Source organism: Sporocytophaga myxococcoides (assembly GCF_000775915.1).
GTDB classification, from domain to species: Bacteria; Bacteroidota; Bacteroidia; order Cytophagales; family Cytophagaceae; genus Sporocytophaga; species Sporocytophaga myxococcoides_A.
Genome location: NZ_BBLT01000002.1, coordinates 296,367 through 319,932 on the forward strand (window position 1 = coordinate 296,367; position 23,566 = coordinate 319,932).

Here is a 23,566-nt window from a genome sequence, read left to right on the forward strand (position 1 = left end):
GAGTTCCTGTTTCTGTTATTAATTATTCGTCTTTAGCTATGATAAAAAAAATATTTCTTGAGCCAGTAGAAAAAATAATTTTCCTGGCGGCCATATTCCTCACAGCAATAACAATTTTTATTGCTATCTATATTGCAAGTGATGTACTTATTATTATCAGTGTTCTGTTAACTGTATCTGTTCTTGTGTTGCAGAGAGTGATCTCGTCTGAAAGCTGGTATTTTAGGAAGGCTGTTATTCATGAAAAAATTGTTAGGAATTCAGACTGGTTGAGCCATAGTATTAAAGCTTTAGCATTCCGGCTGCTTTCTGATAAAAGGAATAAGTATTACTGGCTTTCCTGTCTCAAGATAAGGAATGTGTCCGTTATTGCTGCTTCAGACCCTTCTGCAATTAAAAATTCGGATTACATGCCTGATGAATTTATGATAGTTGCGGGGCATCGTCCTGAAATGCCCAAGGGAGATTTAAGAGTACATATCGGAAGTAGTCAGTGCATGCAGCCATACTTTATGAATGTTATCCATTTCCGGAATAGTAGTTTTTACTTTCAATTAGAAGCGAATAACCATGATTCCCATCACACATTTGATAAGAATGACATTGTGCTGGAGATAAAAAGTAATGGTCCTTTCATGTTAAATGAAAGATTTAATGAGAAATTGTTTCTTCAAAATGCCATGAAGCCCGGCGTTAAGATGATAGAGATTGATCTTTCCCTAATGATAACAGGCTTCTTCAATGAAGGAAATCGAGTTGATTGTATTAGAGATTTGCTGAGTTTTGTCTGGAAGATCAGACGTATCACGATGGGAAAGCCTGTAGGTATTAAACTCTCAAAATACAACAGAGGTTGTTTGTCAGACCTCTGCAGTGAGATAAATAAGTCAATAACTATTCCGGACTTTATCACTCTTTCTGCTGAATTTTATAAATCTTTTCAGGTTCATCCAGCAAATGAAGGTAAAGATCAGGATGACTTCTATGTCTCTGCAAGTAAGATCTTAAGGATGCATAAGCTGGATGAAGAGGTTAAAATTATTGCAGAAGGAACAGTAGAGTCAGGATTTGATCTTTATAAATCCTTTGCTCTGGGAATCTCTGCCTGGTTTCTTAATTCAGGAGTTTATTTCAAGCCAATGAATGCTAAACATGTCATTTCTGATAAATATGAGGTAAGAGAAGAATTGTTAAATGGTTGCTTTGAATTTATGAAACTCGGTGGATATACTGAAACATGGCAAGTAGAGCCATATTCCATATACAAAAAGGATATCAGAGGCAAATACAGTTCACTTTATGATTTATACTTTCAGAAAGCAGGGGGCCTTTCATTTGCTTCGATTAAACATTTTAATTTAAATTAACAGACATTTATGAAAAAGGAAATTGTTTTATCCAGACAAGACTATGATCTTATTACTAATCTTATCAAAAATACACCCTCAGATTTTTCTCAGTATAGTTTAAAGAAGCTTAGTACTGAGTTGAGATCTGCTAAAGTGTTGGAAGGCGAAAATCTTCCTGAAGATGTAATAAGAGTAAACTCTGAAGTTGAGATTTTTGATGAGAAAGAAAAGAAGAGCATGACATTTAAACTCGTTCCACCTTCTGTTGCAAACCTGAAAGAAAACAAGCTTTCAATTTTAGCTCCTCTGGGATCTGCTATTATCGGTTACAGAAAAGGGGACCTGGTAGAGTGGGAAGTACCGGCTGGTAAAAAGGTATTTAAAATTAAAGAGGTGAGAAATTCCTGAAGGAGACTCTTACACTTTTTATCCCCAATTAATAGATATAATACATGTATACACAGAGAGCATGTTCAGCAGTTATCACTTTATCCTGATGCTTGTGTTTAATTTGTTGAACATCCTCTGTGTATCTTTGGATTAGGTATTAAGTAGGAAATCATTAATATGTATCATGAAACCCATTAGCTTAATAATTACTTCTTCTCAAGGTAGCTTTTGAAATATCCGCATTCGTTAATGATTTCTTTATAATATTGAGTGGTGGCATACTGATCTTTTAAAAGTTTAAAATATTTTCCAGCTATGAATTGTTTGTTGTATTTTAATGAGCCGGAGATAAAGAATGCATTTTGCTCACACTTGGCAGCCATAAAAGCACATTTGGCCTTAAGTTCTTTATTGGTAGTGGCATTCATGGCTTTGATATAATATTCTTCTGCCTTTGAGCAATCAAATATGTTTTTATTGTTATTTATAATATCTTTTTCTGAATCCCAATAAAAATACATTAAGCCCACATCAAAGGTGCCATTGATATACATATTTCTGCAATTTCCGAAATAAGTCATATTGTAATACCCATTGGCCAGCTTAAAATAAATATCAAATGCATTAACAGGGTTGGATTTGACTTTTTGCTCCAGATCAATCATTTCATTGATAAATTTGAGGTTGTCATATGAACCATCATATTCTGCCTGATCGCAATCCCTGCAATCCTTAAGTCTTATTGTAAATGGATCAGATTCCAGATATTTTGAACCTGCCATTGTGAATTTCTTTTTAGCCTCTTCAAAGTTATAATCCTTGTAAAGTATGTTTACTCCCTGCATGTCATAAAGGACATTTACATTATGTCCATATGTTTTTTGAACAAGGCTGTCGAAAGGTGTTTTGACAGCCTTGTTAAGGTAGGAAATCATCTTTTCCAAAAAATCATTATCTCTTAGATATTCTGAAGTTCTCGATTGGTCCAAGCTATATGAGACCACCTTGTTTCCCCATAAATCATAGATCTCAGCCATCCGCCGTATAGCCCAATAATATGCGTTGGAACTGCGAAGTCTTTCATTATTGGTTTGAGCATTTCTTAACCAGTTTAATTCTCGTGTTATATTTTCTTCATTCTTGTCGTTAGGGGTATATGTTTGGATTTTTGAAATAATACGAATAACACCGATCTGGTCCATAGCCATCTGATCATCGCTCTTAATTTGACCGGATGCTGTTTTTAGAAATGAGTCACCTTTTTTAGTATCTCCTTCAAGTATGTTAAGGTAAGCGGCAGATATGTTCCAAAGCCATGGTTTGGATGTATTGCCTACGTTAGCAAGATCGGTAACAAATTTGATTAGATCCTTGTCCATTTTGGATGCCACGATTTTGTAGCCTGTAGAATCAAGGGAGTAGATAGAGGTAGGTAAAATTTTTTCTTCTTCGATGTTGATTGCCCTTGCCAAAAGTAGCTCCAGCAAGTCAGACTTCGGATCAAGATTATAAATCATCTTCATGGCTCTTAAAGCGTCTTGCTTAATACCAAGTAAGTGCCAGAGAGCGGCAGCTTGTCTTTTATTTTTAGCAAGGGCCAGGGAGCCTTTCCAGTCTGATTCATCGGTTGGCATGAAACTCATAAAGGCGGTTTCCTTTATCGGATCCCATTGGTCATATGCAACGGAATATAGATAGTTGGCATCGGCAGGGCGATCAAGTTTTCTGTATGCACCTGCTGCATAGCACATGGACCTGTACTTCATACTCGGATTAACAATAAAGGAGTCTTTATGGTCTTCAAAGTAAAGAGCGCATTCGCCAAAATCCGAATTGAAAAAGTGAAGTCTTGTTATCTGGAAGAAATAGCGTTCCTTTACAAACTGGTTCTTTACTTGTTTGGCTTGCTTTACACCTCCGGCAATTAATGTTTCCAGTTTTTTCTTATCGTGTTCAGGCTCTTCGTCATCGCTGTACCAGGTTATCACTTTTGTACAGTATTCTGTGCATCTTTTTGCGAAGCCAAGATAATAGAGGAATTCTTTCACCTTATTTTTATCAGCAACACTTGTAATGGAATTGGCTTTTAATTTTTTAGAAATAGGGAAGTCAGATTTCTTAGTATAAAAAATAAGTGTGTCAATGGCTCCAAGTTTTGCACTGTATAACAGAAAATGCAAGTCTTTATCTTGCACTTGCTGCCCAAGAAATGTTTTCCATTCCTCAATATTTATAGTGTCAAATTGTTGTATGTAATCCACTTTATGATAGCCACCATAGCCATCATACATAGGATTCATGCTTCTGAAGAAGGAATGATATTTTTTGTTTTCAATGACTTCCGGGGCAAAGAAGCTATCCGTAATTTCCCAAAAATCTCCACCGGCGCAACCTGCCAGATAACGGTGATTAATAGCGATAAGCGCAATTATGCTAATTGAAATAATTGAAAATTTCTTCCAGTTGTTCAATATCATGGTCTGTAAAGTTTTTAGAATCAAGATCAAAAAGTGAGACAGAAGCTGGAGTTGTACTTAAATGGTGAGAGAGCATCTTTGCTGCGGCTTCCAGGTCTTCGCCAGAAACTCTTTCCATTCTGAAAACATCTCCTTCTTTAATGTATTTATTTTGATAATAAAATGATTTTTCTGCTGCCAGGATTTTATCTTTATTCATCCTGAAGTTGTCAGATATAGTGAAGTCAGGCAGCGTTTCTTTGCTTAGCAAATCAATAATTTTACCATCTCTGATTTGCAAAGCCCATTCGAATATGGGCAATGTAGAATCCAGAGGAAGAGGATATTTCCTGGTATATGCAACATATGATTCAGCATCTTTTTTATTCCAGATACTGTTTCTGCTGGCTGAAGGCTTAAGCTGTCCCATATTATAAAACATAAGCATGCCTCGGTCTGCCGGGGGCACTCCTGTAATATTTCTGTATTTAACCTGATGGAGACGTATGGTAGCAGAAAGAATGCAGGAAAGAGGAAGCTTACTTTTTATCAGTCTTAAAAGATTAAAATATTTGTCACGGGTTTTGTCTGACCAGTCACAGTCTATCTGGAGCTCAGTAAAATTGACATTATTTCTTTTAGCAAAAACCTTAACACTAGTAGTAATATTGTCAGCAAGAATTTCAAGGGTATGTGGCTGAATATGTGATAAGGTTCTATTAGTTAAGTATACAACCGGTACAATTTGTAGGGAACCAGGTATTGAGTCTTTGAGAATCACATGGCCTTTAGGCTCAGGCTTGTCAGTCCAATCGACATCAAAAAAGCGAAGGTAGATTTTTTTTATGCCAAGCGTGTTGATGGCTTCTTTTTCTTTTCCATTTAGACTGAATATACTTTTCCAATAGTAAAATGAACGTATGGTTCCTGCATCATTTTTTCTATCAGAACAGGATAGCGTTGTTAAAGATAGCAGTACTAAAATAAAAAATCTGAGCATGATTAAATTCAAGTTTATAAAAGTATAAAGAATAAGGAAAAGCAAAAAAAATCTTTTCTAAATTGAGCATCAGTTAGATAAAAATTTTGTGATTTCTGGATGAAGCTTTCTTAATATAATGAACGTCGGAATAAGTTCTTGTATTCCAATGGCTCCTTGGATATAAGATTGAGATTTTAAAAGAGGTTATTGTCCTAAAGAATCACCTATAGAAGAGATGCTGAAATGAATTTTTGATATTCTCAGATTGTTCTAAAAAAAGTTTTGTGAAAATAATTTAGGAAAAAGTAATATTTGTGAAAAAGTTAAAAGACTGGAAGCTTTCAGTTCTTTTTGCTAGTTTCAATACTTTAATCAAAAAAGATAATGACAGAAGAAAACAAACCATGCCCTCAATGCAAATCACCTTATGGGTATTTAAGCGGATCATTGATGATGTGCCCGGAATGTGGGCACGAGTGGGATCCTAATGAAGTAGAAGAAACAGGACTTGTAGTAAAGGATGCGAATGGAAATATTCTGAAAGATGGTGATTCTGTAGTGGTAGTCAAAAATTTACCGGTAAAAGGATCTCCACAGCCCGTAAAAGCAGGTACAAAAGTGAAAAACATTAAGTTAGTGGAGGGAGATCACAATATAGATTGCAAAATCGATGGATTTGGCTCTATGGCTTTAAAATCTGAATTTGTAAAGAAGGCTTAGATATCCTAACCCTTTTGGTGGTTCAGGTCATAGCGATACGTTAAAAATCCCGGAATTTAAACCGGGATTTTTTATTAAGTATTTTTTCTTTTCTGACTGACTTTATTATCCGTTCACTTTGACACAAATAAAGATAGTTTTACGTCTGAAAGTTTTTGATTTTTATTCCATTATCAGATTAGTGAATGCTAGAAAGCAGGATAATCTCTTCTGAATTACAGTTTTTTGTTACACTCATGATATGATTTTTCTGACAGACTTAAAATAATTTAATCTATTATCCGTCTGTCACAACACAGTATATATATCCTGATTTACGATTGCTTTTGCAGAATTCTTTTTGGTAAAGTAACCGAAGCGGGTTTTCAGAGTTAAGTTATCAGAACTTATTGGTAAACATTTAATTGAAAATTACAACTATGAAAGTAATTATAACTGGAGCCACAGGTATGGTAGGAGAGGGTGTCCTGCTGGAATGTCTCGAAAATCCTGAAGTAATAAAGGTATTAATGATCAATCGAAGGTCTTCACCTATCAAACATCCAAAGCTTGAAGAACTCATCGTTCCTGATTTTATGAAGCTTGAAAATTATAAGGAGAGCCTGGTGGGGTATGATCGCTGCTTTTATTGTGCAGGAGTAAGTTCCATTGGAATGAGTGAAGAAAAATATACCTACATCACTTATGACACAACAATACATTTTGCCGGAGTGCTGGCAAGCGTAAATCCAAGTCTGGTCTTTACTTTTGTTTCCGGAAGTCATACAGATAGCACAGAGAAGGGAAAGTTGATGTGGGCTCGTGTGAAAGGGAAAACGGAAAACGCATTAATGAGACTTCCATTCAAGGCTGTTTATAATTTTCGACCAGGATTTATGAAACCGTTCAAAGGACAAAAGAACGTGAAAAGTATTTTTAAAATTATTATTCCAATCATTCCAATATTTTTCCCAAAAGCTTCATTAACGATGAAGCAGGTAGGTAAGGCTATGATCAATGCGGTGAAAAAGGGTTATTCTAAGCATATTTTGGAAATAAGAGATATCAAACAGCTGGCAGAGATTTGATATTAATTGGAATGGTGTAATTTATAGAAGTATGGCATGCTCTAAAAGGGTTAAACATGTTAAATACAATATTTGAAAGGACAATGTGATAATAATGAAGCGATAAAGTATACAATCTGACTTTTAATATAAGTTTCGATGAGTATTTGAAATGAAACAGCCTGTTCTTGAGCATTTAGTTTGTAGTTCTCGCCAAATATATATTAATGGATTTAGATACTATAAAGCATGACAAAATGAACTGACAGGGTAGAACCTGATGTTAAAAAGAAAAAACCTTCAGAAAAAATATTCGTTTCTATTATTTAAAATAGAAAATTCTATTTTTGTAAAAAAAAGAATAAAGTCCTCTATGTAAAAAATAATTTCTTTCAGGAAAACCAAGTTGTTCCCGGCATTTGCCTGGTGCTCAGTATCCACTTTTAAGAAAGAAATTATGATTATTCTTCAGAATCTCACATATATACATTCCAATAAAGATTTATTGTTTGATAATATACATCTTGCAGTAAACGATAATGAAAAAATTGCTCTGATCGGAAATAATGGTTCCGGCAAATCCACATTGATAAAAATAATGGCCGGTATTGTTCAGCCATCTGCAGGGCTTGTGAATAGCAGCTCAAAGCCATATTATGTTCCTCAGATCTTCGGTCAGTTTAATGAACATACAATTGCCCAGGCACTTCAGATTGAAGATAAGCTGAATGCTTTGTCTGAAATCCTCAGTGGCAATGTCAGTGAGTCGAATTTCGCCACACTTAATGACGACTGGACAATTGAAGAAAGATCTTATGCAGCTCTTGCTCACTGGGGGCATCAGGGGTTGGACCTTAAACAGCGCATGAATACTTTAAGTGGAGGGCAGAAGACCAAAGTTTTTCTTGCAGGAATATTGATCCATCAACCTGATATTATATTAATGGATGAGCCTAGCAATCATTTGGATCTAAGTGGAAGAGCTCTTCTGTATAACTTTATTCAGTCATGTGAATCAACCTTAGTAGTAATAAGTCATGACAGAAAGCTTCTGAATATGCTTGATATAGTTGTAGAATTGAGCAGCAAAGGGCTGTCAGTATATGGAGGTAGTTATGATTTCTATAAAGAGCAGAAACTATCAGAAAGGCAGGCGTTGGATCATGATTTGAAAAGCAAGGAAAAGGAACTAAGGAAAGCAAAAGAAATCGAACGTGAAGCCCTGGAGCGCCAGCAAAGGACAGATGCTAGGGGAAAGAAAAAGCAGGAGAAAGCAGGGCTACCGAGGATATCTATGAACACCTTAAAAAACAAAGCGGAAAATAGTACAGCAAAAGTTAAAGGTGTTCATGCTGAAAAGACAGGGATGCTTTCGCAGGAACTTAATGACTTAAGAAAAGAATTGCCCGAAGCAGATAAGATTAAATTTGGTTTTGATAATTCTTCATTGCATAAAGGAAAAATTCTTTGTTCAGTAAAAGAAATCAACCATAGTTATGACCAGAATCTTTTATGGAAAGAAAGGCTGAGCTTTCAGATAACAAGTGGTGAAAGACTTGTCGTGAAAGGACTGAACGGAAAAGGAAAAACAACTCTTATCAAAATTATTCTGGGAGAAATTAAACCCTTAATAGGAACGATTTATAAGGCAGATTGTAAAACGGTCTATATAGATCAGGAGTATTCCATCATAGACAATGATTTCAGTGTTTATGAACAGGCACAGACATTTAATTCAACCTCTCTGCAGGAGCATGAAGTTAAAATCAGGTTAAATAGGTTTCTTTTCACTAAAGATGATTGGGATAAGTCATGTTCTGTTCTAAGCGGAGGAGAAAAGATGCGGCTAATGCTTTGCTGTCTGACCATAAGCAGCCAGGTTCCTGATATTATTGTACTGGACGAGCCAACCAATAACCTTGATATTCAAAATGTAGAAATCATGACAGCAGCTATCAATGAGTATGAAGGAACGCTAATAGTTATTTCACATGATGAATATTTTCTGGAGCAGGTAGGAGTGGAGAGGGAGATAGAGTTGATATGATCTTTTTATTATGCTAAAGTTAAACGATAAAGCCTCGGAAATCGGGGCTTTTATCGTTTGTACCTTTATAATTGCCTTTAGCATAGAGGTAATCCTGCTCGGTGAAAGTGTATTTTAACTCGGTTTCAATGTGATGTTTTGTTTCAGAAACTATTCTTGATTCCAAGCCACCTGTTGAAGACCCACCAAAAATATTCCTGGGATTTCCGAAAGCGATGGCTTTGGTATTCGATCCGATCGTATTAAATCCATAATGAACTGCTAGCGTATTGTTATCAAATAAGACTAATGCAGAGTCTAAATTAATAGTGCTATTTAAGTAGTTTGAGGCATTGCCTTTTCCGAAGCCATTAGATTTATATATCAGGTTACAAGAAGCATCAGCGATAGAATCTATTGTTCGATTCCTGATAATCATTCCGTCTTTATAATAGGTTATATTAACCGAATGATTTGAGTTATTGCATATAAAATTATTAGTGGAATAGGATGTTTCCTTTTTACATGCAGTTAAAATACTAACAAGCATAAGCAGTACTATCTTATTGGTTTTTTGCATCCAGATAGTCTTGTTGAATGAAGGTATAGCTTAAGGTAACTGTTCGAAGATGTTTTGAATTATTTACAATTTCTTTGTGATAGCTAGCTTTATTATAAAAACATCTTTCAGAAAATAAGTTGTATGATTTTGATGGATGACTTAATGTGTCATTGTAATGAGTTATAGAAACTGACTTGTTAAAAATAACAGTTATTGGATTACCATCTACAAAAGGAGCATAACTTACTCCATCACTTAGACCTCTTCCCCAACTTAAATTGAAATCTTTGATGTCTCCTTTCAAAAGTACTAAAGTATCTTCTTGAAGAAATTTGGATATAATCTTAACATCTACTCCGGAATTATTGAATATTGTGAACTTGTTGAAAGTAGCTCCTTCTTTTTGACAGTTTGAAAAAAGTAAGAATAAAGATGTTAATAATAGGTTATAGGTTTTCATTCTATTAAAAATTATTCATGAGTATATCAATTTGACTATCCGTGACTTTTCAGGTTTAGACCTTTTTAATTGATATAAAAGAAAAGCCCCTCGGGGCTTTAAACATTTATCAAATTGATTTTTGTTATTTTTCTTTTGCATCCAAATAGGCTTGCTCGATAAAGGTGAAAGTATATTCAGTATGTATTTTATACTTTTCTTCAGAAATTATTTTGTATTCATAATTATCTCTATTGTAAATGTTTCTTTTATTTTCATACTTTATCGCGTTAACATTTTTGCCTGGTTCATTTTGCCTGTAATGGACAACATTAATGCTATCATCGAATACAATATAAATGGAGTCGTAAGGGACCATATATGTTGCATACCATAAACCTTGTGCTTTTCCCCTGCTACTTTTGGAAAGAGCTAAAATGTTTGATTTTGGTTGAATGCTTATTGCCTCATCATAGGATATTACGCCTTTAAAATAAGGGAACAGTTGTGTTGAGTGCATAGTATTATTTGCTAAATATGTACTGGAATATGTACTTTCTTCCTTAATACAAGACGTAATACTTAATAAAATTAATGTTAGAGTAAAAGTATGTTTCATCTGAAGCTTAGACTATAATCTGTAACATCATCATTAAGATAAGATGAACTTGACCATTAAAACCGATAATTAAACAACTTTAAACGATCTGTTTTTTTTTGATCAATGACTATAGTTAGTAAGTCTAAGCTCAAGCAAATCGTAAAATGGTTTTATGAAAAAACAAAAGGCTGTCTTAGATATATTGAGCAGCCTTTTTTGAGGCTAATAATTAATTCTTGGCATTTAAATAATCTTGCTCTGTAAAGGTGAAGGAATATTCTGTCGAGATATAGTGTTTCTTCTCCATTACAACTTTTCGAACATAATTATCTTCATTGTATAGATTTCTATTGTTTTCAAATTTTATTGCCTCAGGATTATCACCTGACAAATTTTGTCTATAATGGACTGAGGATATAGTATCGTCAAATACAATATTCAGTGAGTCAAAAAACATTATATTATTAGCATACGATGGTCCCGTACTTTTTCCACGAGTGGTAAGAGCCAGAACTTTGATTGTAGAATTTGCTGGTATACTTTTTATATCTCCATTTATCAAATTCCCGTCATCGTAAGGCAGAATTTTAATCTCGTGATTTGAAGTGTTAATAATAAAACTTTCTGAATGGGTACTTTCTTTATCTCTGCAAGAAGGTAAAACCCAGATTATAAATAATATATGTATGGTTTTCATATCTAATAACTACTCATTAATAAATCAATTTGTGCATCAGTAACACCTATGGGCTTGTTTCTTTTTAGTTGGTCTTTCAGAGAACTTTGCCCATATACATGTTTTAGAAAAGAAGATTCTATGCCAGCCAACGAATATCCGGTTACCTGATCATTGGGAACATTAGGATTGCCAGATTGAATATATTCATTATAATCATCAACTAAATTAATAAATACGGTTGAATATTCTTTGAGACAATTTGTTGGCCAATATTGATATGCTCCATCTAGGGGAAAGGATGCATATAACCGATAGTTTGGGGTGCCATAATCTATAATTCCCTTACTTCTATATTCCAAACTTGTGATAAACAGTTCCACCGCAATTGGCCAACTTTCCACTATAAATTCATTTACTTGGCCAAATTGAATCATACCACCATTCATTATATTACTATGTGTTGTATGGCATGTTTCATGACAAGTAGTGGAAAAAACTTCGTCTGAAAAATGTTCTATGTTATTCTTGGTAAATCTGTATATAAATATATTTGGATTTATTGAAAATATACTCCAATTGCCAATATTGGTTCCTTGAGATTCATCTCCCTTATCATAAGCTGCATATTTCAGTTTAAAACCCAATATCGGCCTTGATAATCCTCCAATATACCCATAATGATATCTCCATGACCCTCTGAAAACATGTGCATAGAACCTGTTTACCCCATCCCATAAATCAACATTCCAGGAGCTTTTCTGCTTTGGGCCGTCTATCATGGCTTGTCCGAATGTACCACTTCGGATATCAAAACCTCCTGTTTCAAATACAAGTGAATAATTGGCTGGTCTTTTGAACCCACCTGTCTGATACCAGCCATTCTGATCTGTTACAGCTTCGTTTACATCAAACCATCTTCTGGCTCTCATTCTCACTCCCTGTAGGGGAATTAGTTTGCCTAATCTGGTATCGTAAACTCTGACTGTTCCGTTGGGGTTCCATGTTATGCGATTGGTGTTGTTCGTTTGCAATGTATCGTCATAGTTTTTGGTAAGAATCATTGCCTCATCAACCAAGGCATCTATGAATCCTTTTCCATGTATCCTTAAATTGGCTACTTCCCCTTCTATGCTACTATCAGACTCTGGTAAATAAAGTTCAGCAAGGACCTCATGCCGGATATTTTTATTGAAGTTATAATCATATTTAATAGCAACATATTGCCATGTGGGATTGCCTTCAGGGATGTCAGGGTCCTGGTACGAATTGCCGTATGTTTGAATCTCATAATCCAAGGGTATCTGATAAAGTTTTAATGTAGTATCTGATTTCAGAAGATCATATTCTGCCCAATCCTTCGGCAAAAAACGTAAATACAAATGTGTTAGTCTAACAGGAGAATCGTCCGAACTGATTTTTGAGTTAGATGAAGAAGCAATATTAGAAAATGCAATTTTCATATTTTAGACAGTGTATGGATTTTCCAATTTCCGACCCAGTACAATTTTTTCTGCCGGCCCTGATTGTGTATTGCCCTTTTTAGAAGGTGTAATGTGTTCATGTTCTCTTTTGCATGAGGCAAAGAAGATGAGGCTTAGACATACTAATGCCAATTTAATGGATAGCTGATTGTTCATTTAATATTTATTTAAAAGTTGCTGGAAAAAAGCTCTGATTAAAAATCAGATTTCAAAAGTATGTGATGATTTAATTATTTCAAAATTAGTGAGTTGTAACACTTGTTTTGGGGTGGGAGAAAAAAAAGTATGAGATTTATAAAAACTAAGAAGCCCTGGAAGTCCGAGGCTTTTTAAACTTTTGGAAGCTATGATAAAATTACTTCACCAGCTTTTCACACGCCTGCTCTACAAGCTCAAAATGGAACTGGTCAATTATGTTGTCAAATGAAGCTGTAATCTCTTCATTCATCAGATTGACTATACCTACTTCATGTGTGTGATTAATGGTCTCAGGAACCTTGAAATTTATTTTCTTCAATAAGCGTACCTACTTGCTTATTTGCATCTCTGAATGGTGTTCCTTCCGATACCATCTGATTGACTACTTCTACGCTGAAAAGATACTTGTACTTCTCATCTTTCAATAAGTTGCTTTTTACTTTTATCTTCCAGGCATGTAAGCTGCAATCTGAAGGCAATTATTAAGCTCCTCAAATGCAAGAAGGAAATTTTCTTTAATGATCTGAATATCTCTATGATAACTGAAGGTAGATTAGAAGTAATCAATCTTATTTCATTTGGTAATGATTGAATCCTGTCGAACCTGGCTCTGATTAGTTGGAATACATCCGGATTTTTCTTATGAGGCATGATGCTTGATCCTGTAGTTAATTATTATTCTTTAGGATTATGAGGTGGAGTGTATTTGAATAAATGAAATTGTATATATCACATCTGCCTCCTCGCGAAGAGAGATTTGACCATTGTCACATGCAGATATAATCTAACCAAGGTTATTTAAGAATCTGATATTTACATTCATTACGACATCTTTTAATGGCAATGAAAAAAAAATAATCGACGGTAATAGTGAAAATTCTATCTGAAAATGAGTCCATTTTATTGCTTTTATTCTATGAAAAAATGAGCTAAATTCCTTAATGTAACTTTTGATACAAATTACTTTTCCAGGATTTTGTAATTATGTCCTCATTTCTTCTATAGAGGGAAATCATTAAACAATCAAAAATCAACCTTATGAAAAAGCAAAATTTATTTTTTGCCGGGATTCTATTGCTCCTGCTTATTTCAGCTCAGGCAGCAATGTCACAGGACTGGCTGAAAAAATACTCAGAAGAAACCGGAAAAGTTTCCGGAGATCTTAATTTCTATGATGTAAAAAAATGGGCCAATAAATATTTCAAAGATATAGAACAAGAGATGGCCGAAGACAATAAACTCGGGAAATCTTTTATGGGTAGTGAAGAAGGTAAAAAAGGACTATACATAAAATATAAACGTTGGGAATGGTATTGGAGTACAAGACTTGATAAAAATGGCAATCTTGGATATGGTAATGCCAAAGTTTTTAAGAAAAACACAAGGAGGCTTGTGCCTGGTGTGAATACTTGGAAGAGTATAGGTTTTACCCAGAATTCAGGAGGCTATTGGGGAATGGGAAAAGCTGATTGCATGGGCTTCCACCCTACTAATGGTAATATCTTTTATGTCGGTTCAAACGGTGGTGGCATCTGGAAAACAACAGACGGTGGTAATACTTATACACCTTTAGGTGATTTCCTTCCAGTAAGCCAGGTAGGAAATATCATAGTCGATTTTGCTAATCCCAATACAGTCTACATTTCATTGGCCCCTCGTGGTGGCTGGATGAATAAAAGTATGGGTATTTACAAGTCAACTGATGCCGGACTGACCTGGAATCCAACTGCCATGTCGGATGAATACAATGCTGGACAACCTATTTACGATATGATTTCCAGTGAGACTAATTCCTCTATTCTTCTGGTAGGAAGACAAGACGGGATTTTCAGGACAGCCAATGGAGGTAGTTCATGGACTAAAGTTACTGACTGGACTTGTAATGATTTGGTTTGGAAACCAGGAAGTGCAACAAGAGTATATGCCGCGAGAGATGATTATTGGGGATCTTCTGAAGTTTATGTTTCAGATGATGCAGGTGTAACTTGGAGTAAACTTACGAACATCAGTCTTCAACATAATTCATTAACGTTGACTGCTACAGCTGCAAATTCAAATATCATAGCTTATTCATCACAACAGCCAACAAAGAGCCTTTATGTTTCAACCAACAATGGATCTTCTTTTACTTTTAAATCCAATCTCCCGCAAGAACAGCATATCTTTTATTCTAAGACCAATGCTAATATTATGTATAATGGGGGGGTAAACGTTTCCAAAAGTACTGACGGAGGTGTTACATGGGTACAGCAAACTCATTGGCACAGTCATCCATCTTATGTTGAAATACATGCCGATGTGAGAAATATATATCACAGTCCTGTAAATAATGACCTTGTGTATTTCTGTAATGACGGTGGAGTAGCAAGGTATAATGAGCCTAACAACCAATGGACTGAATTATATAACGGTTTGCAGATAACGCAGTATTATAGCATTGCCTGTGCTCAGACAGATTCTGTAACAATCATTGCCGGAAGCCAGGATAATGGAGGTAGCAGAAGGAATGCAAATGGAGTATGGCAGAATACAAATGGAGGAGATGCCATGATGCAGGCCATTGATCCTACAGATGCCAATGTAATGTATTCAACTTATGTAAATGGAGAGCTTTACAGATCTCTTGATGGCTGGGTAAATAATTATGTAACCATCAGTAGTAATATTCCAGGGGGGAAGCCCAATGGTGCGTGGGTTACGCCGTACGTGTTGGATCCTAACAATCATAATTCAATTGTTATAGGATATGATGAAGTATACAGATCAACAAACAGAGGTGACACATGGACTAAAATTAGCACTGGTCTTACTAATGGAGGAGAAATGCATAGTATTGCTGTTGCTCAGTCCGACTCCAGGATTATCTATTGTACCGGAGATCAAAAACAGACAGATGGCAGTACAATCAATAAATTTTTCAAAACCACTAATCAAGGGACTTCATGGACGAGCTATTCTAGTCCTGCTAAAGAAAGAATAACCCAATTGGCTGTTCATCCTACCAATCCTCAGGTTATATGGATTACTACCGGGGGATGGGTTGATAATCAGAAAGTGTTTAAATCCACAAATGGTGGTGCAACTTGGGTGAACTATTCTACTGGCCTGCCTAATGTGCCAACCAATACTATTGTTTATCAGCCTGGAAGCAACGACGCTCTATATGTTGGAAATGACATGGGTGTTTATTACCGCAACAGTACAATGAGCAAATGGGAATCTTATAGTGCAGGGCTCCCTAATACAGTTGTAACAGATCTTGAAATACAGAATTCTGCGAAGCTTTTAAGAGCCTCAACTTATGGAAGAGGTGCCTGGGAAGCACGTCTTATAATAAATGCTTCTCAGATTGAGGACTGCAAAGGAGTAGCAGGTGGTACTGCAGCAATCGATGGATGCGGTGTTTGTGCTGGCGGTACTACAGGAATTGTGCCAAATACCTCATGTTGTAATCCGGGTACAGCTATTGCTGTCCAAAGATGGAATAACGTTAGCGGCAACTCCGTTTCTGATATCCCTGTTAATACAACACCAAGTCAGACAATCTATTTAGATGCGCTTGACAAAGATTTCATCGGAGAAGACGATTTCGGAAACAGGATAACTGGCCTTTTATGTCCTCCTTCAACAGGTACTTACAAGTTCTGGATTGCTTCCGATGATGCTAGTGAGTTGTGGCTTAGTACTAATAACCTTGCTACAAACAAAGTAAGGATAGCATACCTTGACGGTGCAGTAGGATATAAACATTACGATGCAACTTCAGGACAGGCCTCTGCAAGTATCAACCTTGTGAAGGGACAACAATACTATTTTGAAGTTCTGCATAAAGAAGGCGGGGGAGATGCTCATTTGACTGTAGCCTGGGCTTTGGGTAATGAACAACGTTCTCCGATAAGAGCAGGGTATATCTCTCAGGGAGTTACCAATAATGCCCCAACAGTCTCTATCTCGTCACCCGTAAATAATTCTACATATACAACTCCTACTTCTGTAATAATAAATGCTTCGGCAGACGATTCAGACGGATCGGTCACAAAAGTAGAATTCTATAGAGATGCGGTAAAACTTGGTGAAGCTCTTTCTAGTCCATACCAGTATATATGGACTAATGCTCCTGCCGGCACTTATGTACTCACCGCAAAAGCTACAGACAACCTTGGATTAGTGAATACTTCTTCTCCGGTAAGCATTACGGTTAATGCTCCTGCTACAGGAGATATAATAGGTCCGGACTGTATGGCCAAAAGTGAATCAAAAATATTCTCAGTTAATCCGACTCTGATAAGTGGTGCAAACAATTTTAGCTGGTGGTCAAATGCTTCTGTTCAGGGTATAGTACCTTCAGGTGGCTCTACAGCATACTCTACCAGCATCTCTTCCGGAGCTGGCTTTGGTGGAGGACAAATCTGTGTGGGTATTAATTATAATGGTGCTCCGTATTACCAGTCATTTTGCAAGAATGTAAGTCTTTGTCCAGCACTTCGCGCAGGTGAAACAGGGAAGAGATCCTTTATATCCATATTTCCGAATCCTTCGATTGATGCATTTATCCTGAAGTCAGAGAAGGCTGTGAGGACTTTGATTGTAACAAATAATGAAGGTGAACAAATTTATACTCTCACAGGAGTAGAAGATGGGAAAGTTCTTGAACTGGGTAGAAATTTTTCTGCAGGAAATTATGTCACTTATATCAAGTATGAAGACGGAAGTGAGGAAACGTTAAAATTGATTAAAGTAAAATAGTATAAAATCATTTTTCTTTTGGAACCTTGAAAGCTTATGCTTTCAAGGTTTTGTTTTGATGTATCAATAGTATAAGGAAGATGCAATATGATTGGGAGTGTTTTTTGCTTTAGAGCATGGAAGAAATAATAGGTTGGAGGTTAGAAAAGGTATGGCATGGTTTTCTATCAATAAAGAACTAAAAAGCCCCGAAAAAATTTTCCGAGGCTATCTTATTTTTTAAATTAAAATAAAATTACTTCACAAGCTTCTCGTAAGCCTGCTCTACAAGCTCAAAATGGAACTGGTCAAATATGTTGTCAAATGAAGCTGTAATCTCTTCATTCATCAAATTTCCGATACTTCCTTCGTGCGTATGGTTAATGGTCTCAGGAGCCTTAAATTTATTTTCTTCAATAAGAGCTCCTACCTGCTTATATGCATCTCTGAATGGAGTTCCGTCAAGCACCATCTGATTCACTACTTCAACGCTGAAAAGATATTTGTATTTATCATCTTTCAATAAGTTGCTCTTTACTTTTATCTGTCCAAGCATATAAGCAGCAATCTGAAGACAATTATTCAGGTCTTCAAATGCAGGAAGGAAATTTTCTTTAATGATCTGAAGATCCCTGTGATATCCAGATGGCAGATTGGCAGTAACCAGACTAATCTCATTTGGTAAAGACTGAATCCTGTTACATCTTGCTCTGATCAACTCGAATACGTCCGGGTTTTTCTTGTGAGGCATGATGCTTGAACCTGTAGTCAATTCGTCAGGGAATGTAATGAAACCGAAGTTCTGATTCATATACAAACAAACATCCATCGCAAGTCTGCCAAGAGTTGACGCTATGGAGGACATAGCAGCTGCAACGTTCTTTTCTGTTTTGCCTCTTCCCATCTGAGCATAAACAACATTGTAATTTAAGCTTTCAAAGCCTAAAAGATCTGTTGTCATTTGTCTGTTAAGAGGAAAGGAAGAACCATAACCTGCAGCAGAACCTAAAGGATTTTTATTCGCAATTTTATAAGCTGCCAGCATCATATTCAGATCGTCTGCGAGGCTTTCTGCATAAGCACCGAACCATAATCCGAAAGAAGATGGCATTGCAATTTGCAAGTGAGTATACCCTGGAAGCAGATCGTTTTTGTGTTTTTCGCTCAAAGAAATGAGCAGCTCAAACAAAGTCTTTACATTTTCTACAGTAACCCTTATCTGATCTCTTATATAAAGCTTAAGATCTAGAAGTACCTGATCATTACGGGATCTTCCGCTGTGTATCTTCTTACCTACATCGCCTAGTCTTCTAGTAAGAATTAGTTCTACCTGAGAATGTACATCTTCTACGCCATCTTCAATAGTGAACTGGCCTTTCTGTATCTCTTTGTAGATATTTTTTAATTCTTTATGAAGAATATTTAATTCACTTGTCTCTAGCAGTCCGATGCTTTCAAGCATCTGTGTATGTGCAAGAGATCCGAGTACGTCAAATTCAGCCAGAAGCATATCCATCTCGCGATCTTTGCCAACAGTGAACTTTTCAATGCTTTTATTTACTTCTGTACTTTTTTGCCACAACTTCATGGAAACGTATTTTAATATAGGATAATTAAAATCAAATAACCAGTTCACTTAGAACTGCAATGTATCTGTCGATACCTTCTTCAATTTCAGCAAGCCATATAAACTCGTTTGCTGTATGAGATCTTCCTGAGTTTCCAGGGCCCATTTTAACAGAAGGAACAGGAACCAAAGCCTGATCTGAGGTAGTAGGAGAGCCGTATGGCTTCGCGCCATATTTTATAGCAGCATGCACCAAAGGGTGTTCTGGGTCTATGAAAGACGGTCTCAATCTTACCGATCTTGGCTTCACTTCAGATTCAATATTTTCTTCTATAATGCGAAGAACATCTTCATTTCTATATTCTTCTGTAATACGCACATCAATGGTGAAGGTACAGTTCTCTGGAACTACGTTATGCTGATACCCTGCATTGATAATAGTTACAGACATCTTCATTGGTCCGAGGTGTGGAGACACCTTTTCGAACTTATAGTTTCTGATCCACTCGATGTCTTTCAATGCTTTGTAAATGGCATTATCACCTTCTTCACGGGCAGCATGACCTGCTTTCCCTTTGGCTACGCAGTCAAGAACCATAAGACCTTTTTCAGCAACAGCAATGTCCATCAAAGTTGGCTCTCCAACTATTGCAAAGTCAATAGGGCCAAGGTCAGGATAAACTAGTTCAAGGCCGTCAAAGCCAGAAATCTCTTCTTCTGCAGTAGCTGCTACAACGAAATTGTATTTTAGATTTTCCTTTTCGTAAAAATGGATGAATGTTGCCATAAGCGAAACAAGGCATCCTCCTGCATCATTGCTGCCTAAACCAAATAGTTTCCCATCTTTTACAATAGGATCAAAAGGGTCGTTTGTATAGCCAGGATTTGGTTTAACTGTATCGTGGTGAGAGTTGAGAAGAATCGTCGGTTTGTTCGGATCATAGTTTTTGTTAAATGCCCAAACATTGTTCTTCTTTCTGTGAGTCGGGACTCCTCTGTCTTCAAAAAAACGGTTTAACAATTCCGCAGTTTTGTCTTCCTGCTTGCTGAAGGACTCTATTCTTATCAGTCCCTTTAGTAGCTCCAGAGCGTCTTTTTTTAATTTATCCCTATCAAACATAAAAATTTGTAGTTTAAAATGTAAAGGAATTAAGCCTTTACTTTATTTATTAAATGATTTATCTCTATTCCGTGGTCTATCCCCCGACAGACCACACTAATGCTAATACTTTACTATTTGTTAACTGAACTTATCGTCATTCATTATTTCTATCCTTTGAATTATGTCCTGTCAGGGGACAGACACGGAGAGGATGACAAAGGAACGTTAATTGCTCCTCCAACTTTCAACTTTTAACTTTCAGCTTTAAGCCTTCTGCTTTACGCTTTCAAAACCGTTCCCGCCTGTTCCGACTGGTTCACTATAGATACAATGTCATCAGCATGGCATATGATCACCGATTTAACACCAGCTTTAATTGCGTCAAAGGAATTATCCATTTTAGGAATCATACCTTTTGCAATAACACCATCCTGCTTTAATTGACCATATTTCTCAGTATCAATAGACGAAATGACAGAGTTTTTATCATTGATATCCTGAAGGACACCTTTTAATTCAAAACAATAAACAAGACTTACATCAAAAGACTTGGAAAGCGCAACAGCAAGTGTAGAAGCAACTGTGTCAGCATTGGTGTTCAGCATATTCCCTTTACCATCATGAGTAAGAGGAGCAATTACCGGAGTCAGGCCAGAAGAAATCAAAGTTGCCAATGGTGCAGCCTCAATTTTTTCAACGTCTCCGACAAAGCCATAGTCAATACCGTTTTTAACAGGACGCTTACTTGCAAGCATGATGTTTGCATCAGCACCTGTAAGTCCAATAGCATTGGTATTCATTGACTGAAGCTGGCTGACAACCTTTTTGTTGATCAGACCTCCATAGACCATAGTGACTATTTTCAAAGTTTCAGTGTCTGTAATTCTTCTGCCATCTACCATTTGAGCTTCAATACCAAGACCCTTACTTATCTCCGTCGCTACTTTTCCTCCTCCATGAACAAGAATTTTATTTGTCTTCAAGGAAGAAAGATCTTTAAGGAATTTCTGAAGTGTCTTGTCGTCGTCAATGACATTGCCACCTACTTTTATGATGTATAGTTTCTCCATTATTAAGTTTTAAGTAATAAGTAGGAAATTTTAAGAACCTATCTTGTTACTTTTAGAAATTGTCCTCTAATATTTTCTTTAATACAGCTTGTGCAGACCAAACTCTGTTTCCAGCTTGCTGAATAACTACGGAGTCAGGGCTGTCTATTACTGCATCAGAAACAATAACGTTTCTTCTCACCGGCAGACAGTGCATGAACTTAGCCTGATTGGTAAGTTTCATTTTCTCAGGACTAATCATCCAGCTTTTATCTTTGGAGATAATGTTGCCGTAGTATTTATAGGATGACCAGTTTTTAGCATACACAAAATCTGCTCCTTCAAGGGCTTCGTTCTGATTGTATGTAATCTTAGCTCCTTGTGTAAATTTTGGATCAAGCTCATACCCCTCGGGATGTGTGATTACCAGGTCTACATTTGCATCCGGGTGATTCATCCACTCTGCGAATGAATTGGGTACAGCCTGTGGAAGTGCCTTAGGGTGTGCCGCCCAGGTAAGCACTACTTTAGGCCTTGCTGTTTTCTTTAATTCATTGATCGTGATTAAATCGGCAAGAGACTGTAGTGGGTGACGTGTTGCAGATTCAAGACTTACTACGGGTACTCCCGAATAGGTTATAAATTTCTGTATAACTTCTTCTTTATAATCTGTATCCTTGTCGTTAAGACTTGGGAATGATCTGATACCAATAATGTCGCAATACTGACCAATTACGGCAGCAGCTTCTTTAATATGTTCGCTTGTGTCTCCGTCCATTACTACATTATCCCTGATCTCAAGATTCCAGCTATCCTGCCCAACGTTCATGTCCATTACCCTTAAAGTAAGGTTATGAGCAGCCTTCTGGGTGCTCAAACGCGTTCTCAGGCTTGGATTGAAGAATATCAGACCAAGAGTTTTGTTGCGCCCGATATTAGCATATTTTAATGGATCTTGCTTAAGCTCAAGTGCAAGGTTTACAAGAGCTGTTACATCATCTACATCATGAACAGAGGTAAAATTTCTCATTTATTTTACAAGCATTTTAGACATTACAGATTTGAAAGCTTTCAAGAATAAGTCTGCTTCTTCTTTAGTGATATTTAAAGCAGGAAGTATTCTCATCGTATTTTTGTCAGAAGAAGATCCAGTGAATATTTTATGATCGTCAAGAAGTGAATTTCTCACCGCGGCACATGGAATTTCAAGTTCAACACCAATCATTAATCCAAGGCCTCTTATTTCTTTTACACCTGATATCTTTTTCAATTCAGTCATAAGGTAGTTGCCTATGTTTTCTGAATTTGAAAGAAGGTTTTCATCTTTAATCACATCAAGAACTGCTATACCAGCAGCACATGCAAGGTGGTTCCCTCCGAAAGTAGTACCAAGCATTCCGTGTACAGCTTTGAATTCAGGGCTAATCAATACTCCGGCGATAGGGAACCCGTTACCCATACCCTTCGCAACGGTGATAAGGTCGGCTTTTACTCCAGAATATTGGTGTGCAAAGAACTTACCGCTTCTTCCGTATCCCGATTGCACTTCGTCAAGTATAAGAACAGATTTAAATTTTTTGCAAAGCTCTTCTATCTTTTTAAGGAAAGGAGTACTTGGAATCTGAACGCCTCCGACACCCTGAATACCTTCAATGATAACAGCTGCCACATCTTCATTCATGTTCTTTTCAAATGCTTCGATGTCATTGAAAGGAAGGAATTGAATGTTTTCAGTTTTGTTTACAGGTGCCTGCATAGAGCTACCATCAGTAGCAGCAACTGCAAGAGAAGTTCTGCCATGGAAGCTTTTACTGAAGCTGATGATTTTTTTTCTTCCTGTGTGGAAAGAAGCAAGTTTCAATGCATTTTCATTGGCTTCTGCTCCTGAATTTACAAGGAAAAGATCATAATTGTCGTATCCGGAAAGCTTACCGAGTTTTTCTGCCAATTCGCTTTGCACAGAAATAACAACAGAGTTGGAATAAAAGGCAATGTTATTCAGCTGTTCGGTAATCTTTTTTACATAATGCGGATGTGTATGTCCGATGGAGATAACGGCATGGCCACCATAAAGGTCCAGGTATTCAGTTCCTTGTTTGTCCCAAAGCTTAATTCCCTGAGCTTTTACAGGCTCCACATTAAGGAGAGGATAGACGTCGAATAGTTTCATGTTTGATCAAGTTAAAAGCTTAAA

20 protein-coding genes are annotated in these 23,566 nt (G+C 36.5%); 6 read left to right on the top strand and 14 right to left on the bottom strand.

The window, feature by feature from the left end; translation table 11 throughout:
* Positions 1-38: 38 nt before the first annotated feature.
* On the top strand, positions 39-1,367 hold the full coding sequence (locus MYP_RS05530; RefSeq protein ID WP_045459696.1) for a hypothetical protein: 1,329 nt from the start codon (positions 39-41) through the stop codon (positions 1,365-1,367).
* Between the two features lie 9 nt (positions 1,368-1,376).
* Positions 1,377-1,757, top strand: coding sequence for a GreA/GreB family elongation factor (locus MYP_RS05535; RefSeq protein ID WP_045459697.1), 381 nt, complete (start codon positions 1,377-1,379; stop codon positions 1,755-1,757).
* A 188-nt stretch (positions 1,758-1,945) separates the two neighbouring features.
* Here the strand turns inward: MYP_RS05535 and MYP_RS05540 are convergent, their stop codons facing one another.
* The gene (locus tag MYP_RS05540; RefSeq protein ID WP_045459698.1) at positions 1,946-4,216 is read right to left on the bottom strand and encodes a hypothetical protein; all 2,271 of its coding nucleotides are present in this window, start codon (positions 4,214-4,216) and stop codon (positions 1,946-1,948) included.
* On the bottom strand, positions 4,173-5,195 hold the full coding sequence (locus tag MYP_RS05545; RefSeq protein ID WP_045459700.1) for a hypothetical protein: 1,023 nt from the start codon (positions 5,193-5,195) through the stop codon (positions 4,173-4,175). Before MYP_RS05545 ends, MYP_RS05540 begins: the two co-directional genes overlap by 44 nt.
* A gap of 366 nt (positions 5,196-5,561) precedes the next feature.
* On the opposite strand from MYP_RS05545, the gene MYP_RS05550 reads away from it, so the two are divergent.
* From MYP_RS05550 to abc-f, 3 genes are all read left to right on the top strand, one after another.
* Positions 5,562-5,897 (top strand): zinc ribbon domain-containing protein YjdM, encoded by a 336-nt coding sequence (locus MYP_RS05550; protein ID WP_045459702.1) that lies wholly within the window; start codon positions 5,562-5,564, stop codon positions 5,895-5,897.
* Positions 5,898-6,316: 419 nt separating this feature from the next.
* Positions 6,317-6,964: an NAD-dependent epimerase/dehydratase family protein gene (locus MYP_RS05555; RefSeq protein WP_045459704.1), complete on the top strand. Its 648-nt coding sequence runs from the start codon at positions 6,317-6,319 to the stop codon at positions 6,962-6,964.
* A 436-nt stretch (positions 6,965-7,400) separates the two neighbouring features.
* Positions 7,401-8,990, top strand: a complete 1,590-nt coding sequence (gene abc-f / locus MYP_RS05560; protein WP_045459705.1) for a ribosomal protection-like ABC-F family protein — start codon at positions 7,401-7,403, stop codon at positions 8,988-8,990.
* Positions 8,991-9,009: 19 nt separating this feature from the next.
* Here abc-f and MYP_RS05565 read toward each other — a convergent pair whose 3' ends face one another.
* From MYP_RS05565 to MYP_RS26025, 7 genes are all read right to left on the bottom strand, one after another.
* Positions 9,010-9,549 carry a hypothetical protein gene (locus MYP_RS05565; RefSeq protein ID WP_045459707.1) on the bottom strand — a complete coding sequence of 180 codons (540 nt, stop codon included), beginning with the start codon at positions 9,547-9,549 and terminating at the stop codon, positions 9,010-9,012.
* Positions 9,533-9,991 (bottom strand): hypothetical protein, encoded by a 459-nt coding sequence (locus MYP_RS05570; RefSeq protein ID WP_045459709.1) that lies wholly within the window; start codon positions 9,989-9,991, stop codon positions 9,533-9,535. The genes MYP_RS05565 and MYP_RS05570 overlap by 17 nt, the downstream gene beginning before the upstream one ends.
* A gap of 124 nt (positions 9,992-10,115) precedes the next feature.
* A complete protein-coding gene (locus tag MYP_RS05575; protein WP_156140345.1) occupies positions 10,116-10,490 on the bottom strand; it encodes a hypothetical protein in 375 nt (124 codons plus the stop codon).
* 310 nt (positions 10,491-10,800) lie between these two features.
* Positions 10,801-11,268: a hypothetical protein gene (locus MYP_RS05580; protein ID WP_045459713.1), complete on the bottom strand. Its 468-nt coding sequence runs from the start codon at positions 11,266-11,268 to the stop codon at positions 10,801-10,803.
* 2 nt (positions 11,269-11,270) lie between these two features.
* The gene (locus MYP_RS05585) at positions 11,271-12,710 is read right to left on the bottom strand and encodes a hypothetical protein (RefSeq protein WP_045459716.1); all 1,440 of its coding nucleotides are present in this window, start codon (positions 12,708-12,710) and stop codon (positions 11,271-11,273) included.
* A gap of 3 nt (positions 12,711-12,713) precedes the next feature.
* Positions 12,714-12,887, bottom strand: coding sequence for a hypothetical protein (locus MYP_RS26020; RefSeq protein ID WP_156140347.1), 174 nt, complete (start codon positions 12,885-12,887; stop codon positions 12,714-12,716).
* A 199-nt stretch (positions 12,888-13,086) separates the two neighbouring features.
* Positions 13,087-13,248, bottom strand: coding sequence for a hypothetical protein (locus MYP_RS26025; protein WP_156140349.1), 162 nt, complete (start codon positions 13,246-13,248; stop codon positions 13,087-13,089).
* 719 nt (positions 13,249-13,967) lie between these two features.
* On the opposite strand from MYP_RS26025, the gene MYP_RS05595 reads away from it, so the two are divergent.
* Positions 13,968-17,675, top strand: a complete 3,708-nt coding sequence (locus MYP_RS05595; RefSeq protein WP_045459719.1) for a VPS10 domain-containing protein — start codon at positions 13,968-13,970, stop codon at positions 17,673-17,675.
* A gap of 235 nt (positions 17,676-17,910) precedes the next feature.
* Here the strand turns inward: MYP_RS05595 and argH are convergent, their stop codons facing one another.
* From argH to MYP_RS05620, 5 genes are all read right to left on the bottom strand, one after another.
* Complete coding sequence (gene argH / locus MYP_RS05600; protein ID WP_045459721.1) at positions 17,911-19,242, bottom strand: argininosuccinate lyase; 1,332 nt, start codon at positions 19,240-19,242, stop codon at positions 17,911-17,913.
* Positions 19,243-19,273: 31 nt separating this feature from the next.
* Complete coding sequence (locus tag MYP_RS05605; protein ID WP_045459724.1) at positions 19,274-20,341, bottom strand: M20 family metallo-hydrolase; 1,068 nt, start codon at positions 20,339-20,341, stop codon at positions 19,274-19,276.
* 260 nt (positions 20,342-20,601) lie between these two features.
* Positions 20,602-21,393 carry an acetylglutamate kinase gene (gene argB, locus MYP_RS05610; RefSeq protein ID WP_156140351.1) on the bottom strand — a complete coding sequence of 264 codons (792 nt, stop codon included), beginning with the start codon at positions 21,391-21,393 and terminating at the stop codon, positions 20,602-20,604.
* 52 nt (positions 21,394-21,445) lie between these two features.
* Positions 21,446-22,402: an N-acetylornithine carbamoyltransferase gene (locus tag MYP_RS05615; protein WP_045459728.1), complete on the bottom strand. Its 957-nt coding sequence runs from the start codon at positions 22,400-22,402 to the stop codon at positions 21,446-21,448.
* Entirely contained in the window at positions 22,403-23,542 is a 1,140-nt protein-coding gene (locus tag MYP_RS05620; RefSeq protein ID WP_045459729.1) for an aspartate aminotransferase family protein, read from the bottom strand.
* Positions 23,543-23,566 lie beyond the last annotated feature (24 nt).

Excerpts from the sequence above, each read along its gene's own strand:
- argH (WP_045459721.1), bottom strand. The coding sequence starts at position 19,242 with ATGAAGTTGTGGCAAAAAAGTACAGAAGTAAATAAAAGCATTGAAAAG.
- MYP_RS05550 (WP_045459702.1), top strand. The coding sequence starts at position 5,562 with ATGACAGAAGAAAACAAACCATGCCCTCAATGCAAATCACCTTATGGG.
- MYP_RS05595 (WP_045459719.1), top strand. The coding sequence starts at position 13,968 with ATGAAAAAGCAAAATTTATTTTTTGCCGGGATTCTATTGCTCCTGCTT.
- MYP_RS05585 (WP_045459716.1), bottom strand. The coding sequence starts at position 12,710 with ATGAAAATTGCATTTTCTAATATTGCTTCTTCATCTAACTCAAAAATC.
- MYP_RS05620 (WP_045459729.1), bottom strand. The coding sequence starts at position 23,542 with ATGAAACTATTCGACGTCTATCCTCTCCTTAATGTGGAGCCTGTAAAA.
- MYP_RS05570 (WP_045459709.1), bottom strand. The coding sequence starts at position 9,991 with ATGAAAACCTATAACCTATTATTAACATCTTTATTCTTACTTTTTTCA.
- MYP_RS05565 (WP_045459707.1), bottom strand. The coding sequence starts at position 9,549 with ATGCAAAAAACCAATAAGATAGTACTGCTTATGCTTGTTAGTATTTTA.
- MYP_RS05575 (WP_156140345.1), bottom strand. The coding sequence starts at position 10,490 with ATGCACTCAACACAACTGTTCCCTTATTTTAAAGGCGTAATATCCTAT.
- argB (WP_156140351.1), bottom strand. The coding sequence starts at position 21,393 with ATGGAGAAACTATACATCATAAAAGTAGGTGGCAATGTCATTGACGAC.
- MYP_RS05530 (WP_045459696.1), top strand. The coding sequence starts at position 39 with ATGATAAAAAAAATATTTCTTGAGCCAGTAGAAAAAATAATTTTCCTG.
- MYP_RS05545 (WP_045459700.1), bottom strand. The coding sequence starts at position 5,195 with ATGCTCAGATTTTTTATTTTAGTACTGCTATCTTTAACAACGCTATCC.
- MYP_RS05605 (WP_045459724.1), bottom strand. The coding sequence starts at position 20,341 with ATGTTTGATAGGGATAAATTAAAAAAAGACGCTCTGGAGCTACTAAAG.
- MYP_RS05580 (WP_045459713.1), bottom strand. The coding sequence starts at position 11,268 with ATGAAAACCATACATATATTATTTATAATCTGGGTTTTACCTTCTTGC.
- abc-f (WP_045459705.1), top strand. The coding sequence starts at position 7,401 with ATGATTATTCTTCAGAATCTCACATATATACATTCCAATAAAGATTTA.
- MYP_RS05555 (WP_045459704.1), top strand. The coding sequence starts at position 6,317 with ATGAAAGTAATTATAACTGGAGCCACAGGTATGGTAGGAGAGGGTGTC.
- MYP_RS05535 (WP_045459697.1), top strand. The coding sequence starts at position 1,377 with ATGAAAAAGGAAATTGTTTTATCCAGACAAGACTATGATCTTATTACT.
- MYP_RS05540 (WP_045459698.1), bottom strand. The coding sequence starts at position 4,216 with ATGATATTGAACAACTGGAAGAAATTTTCAATTATTTCAATTAGCATA.
- MYP_RS26020 (WP_156140347.1), bottom strand. The coding sequence starts at position 12,887 with ATGAACAATCAGCTATCCATTAAATTGGCATTAGTATGTCTAAGCCTC.
- MYP_RS05615 (WP_045459728.1), bottom strand. The coding sequence starts at position 22,402 with ATGAGAAATTTTACCTCTGTTCATGATGTAGATGATGTAACAGCTCTT.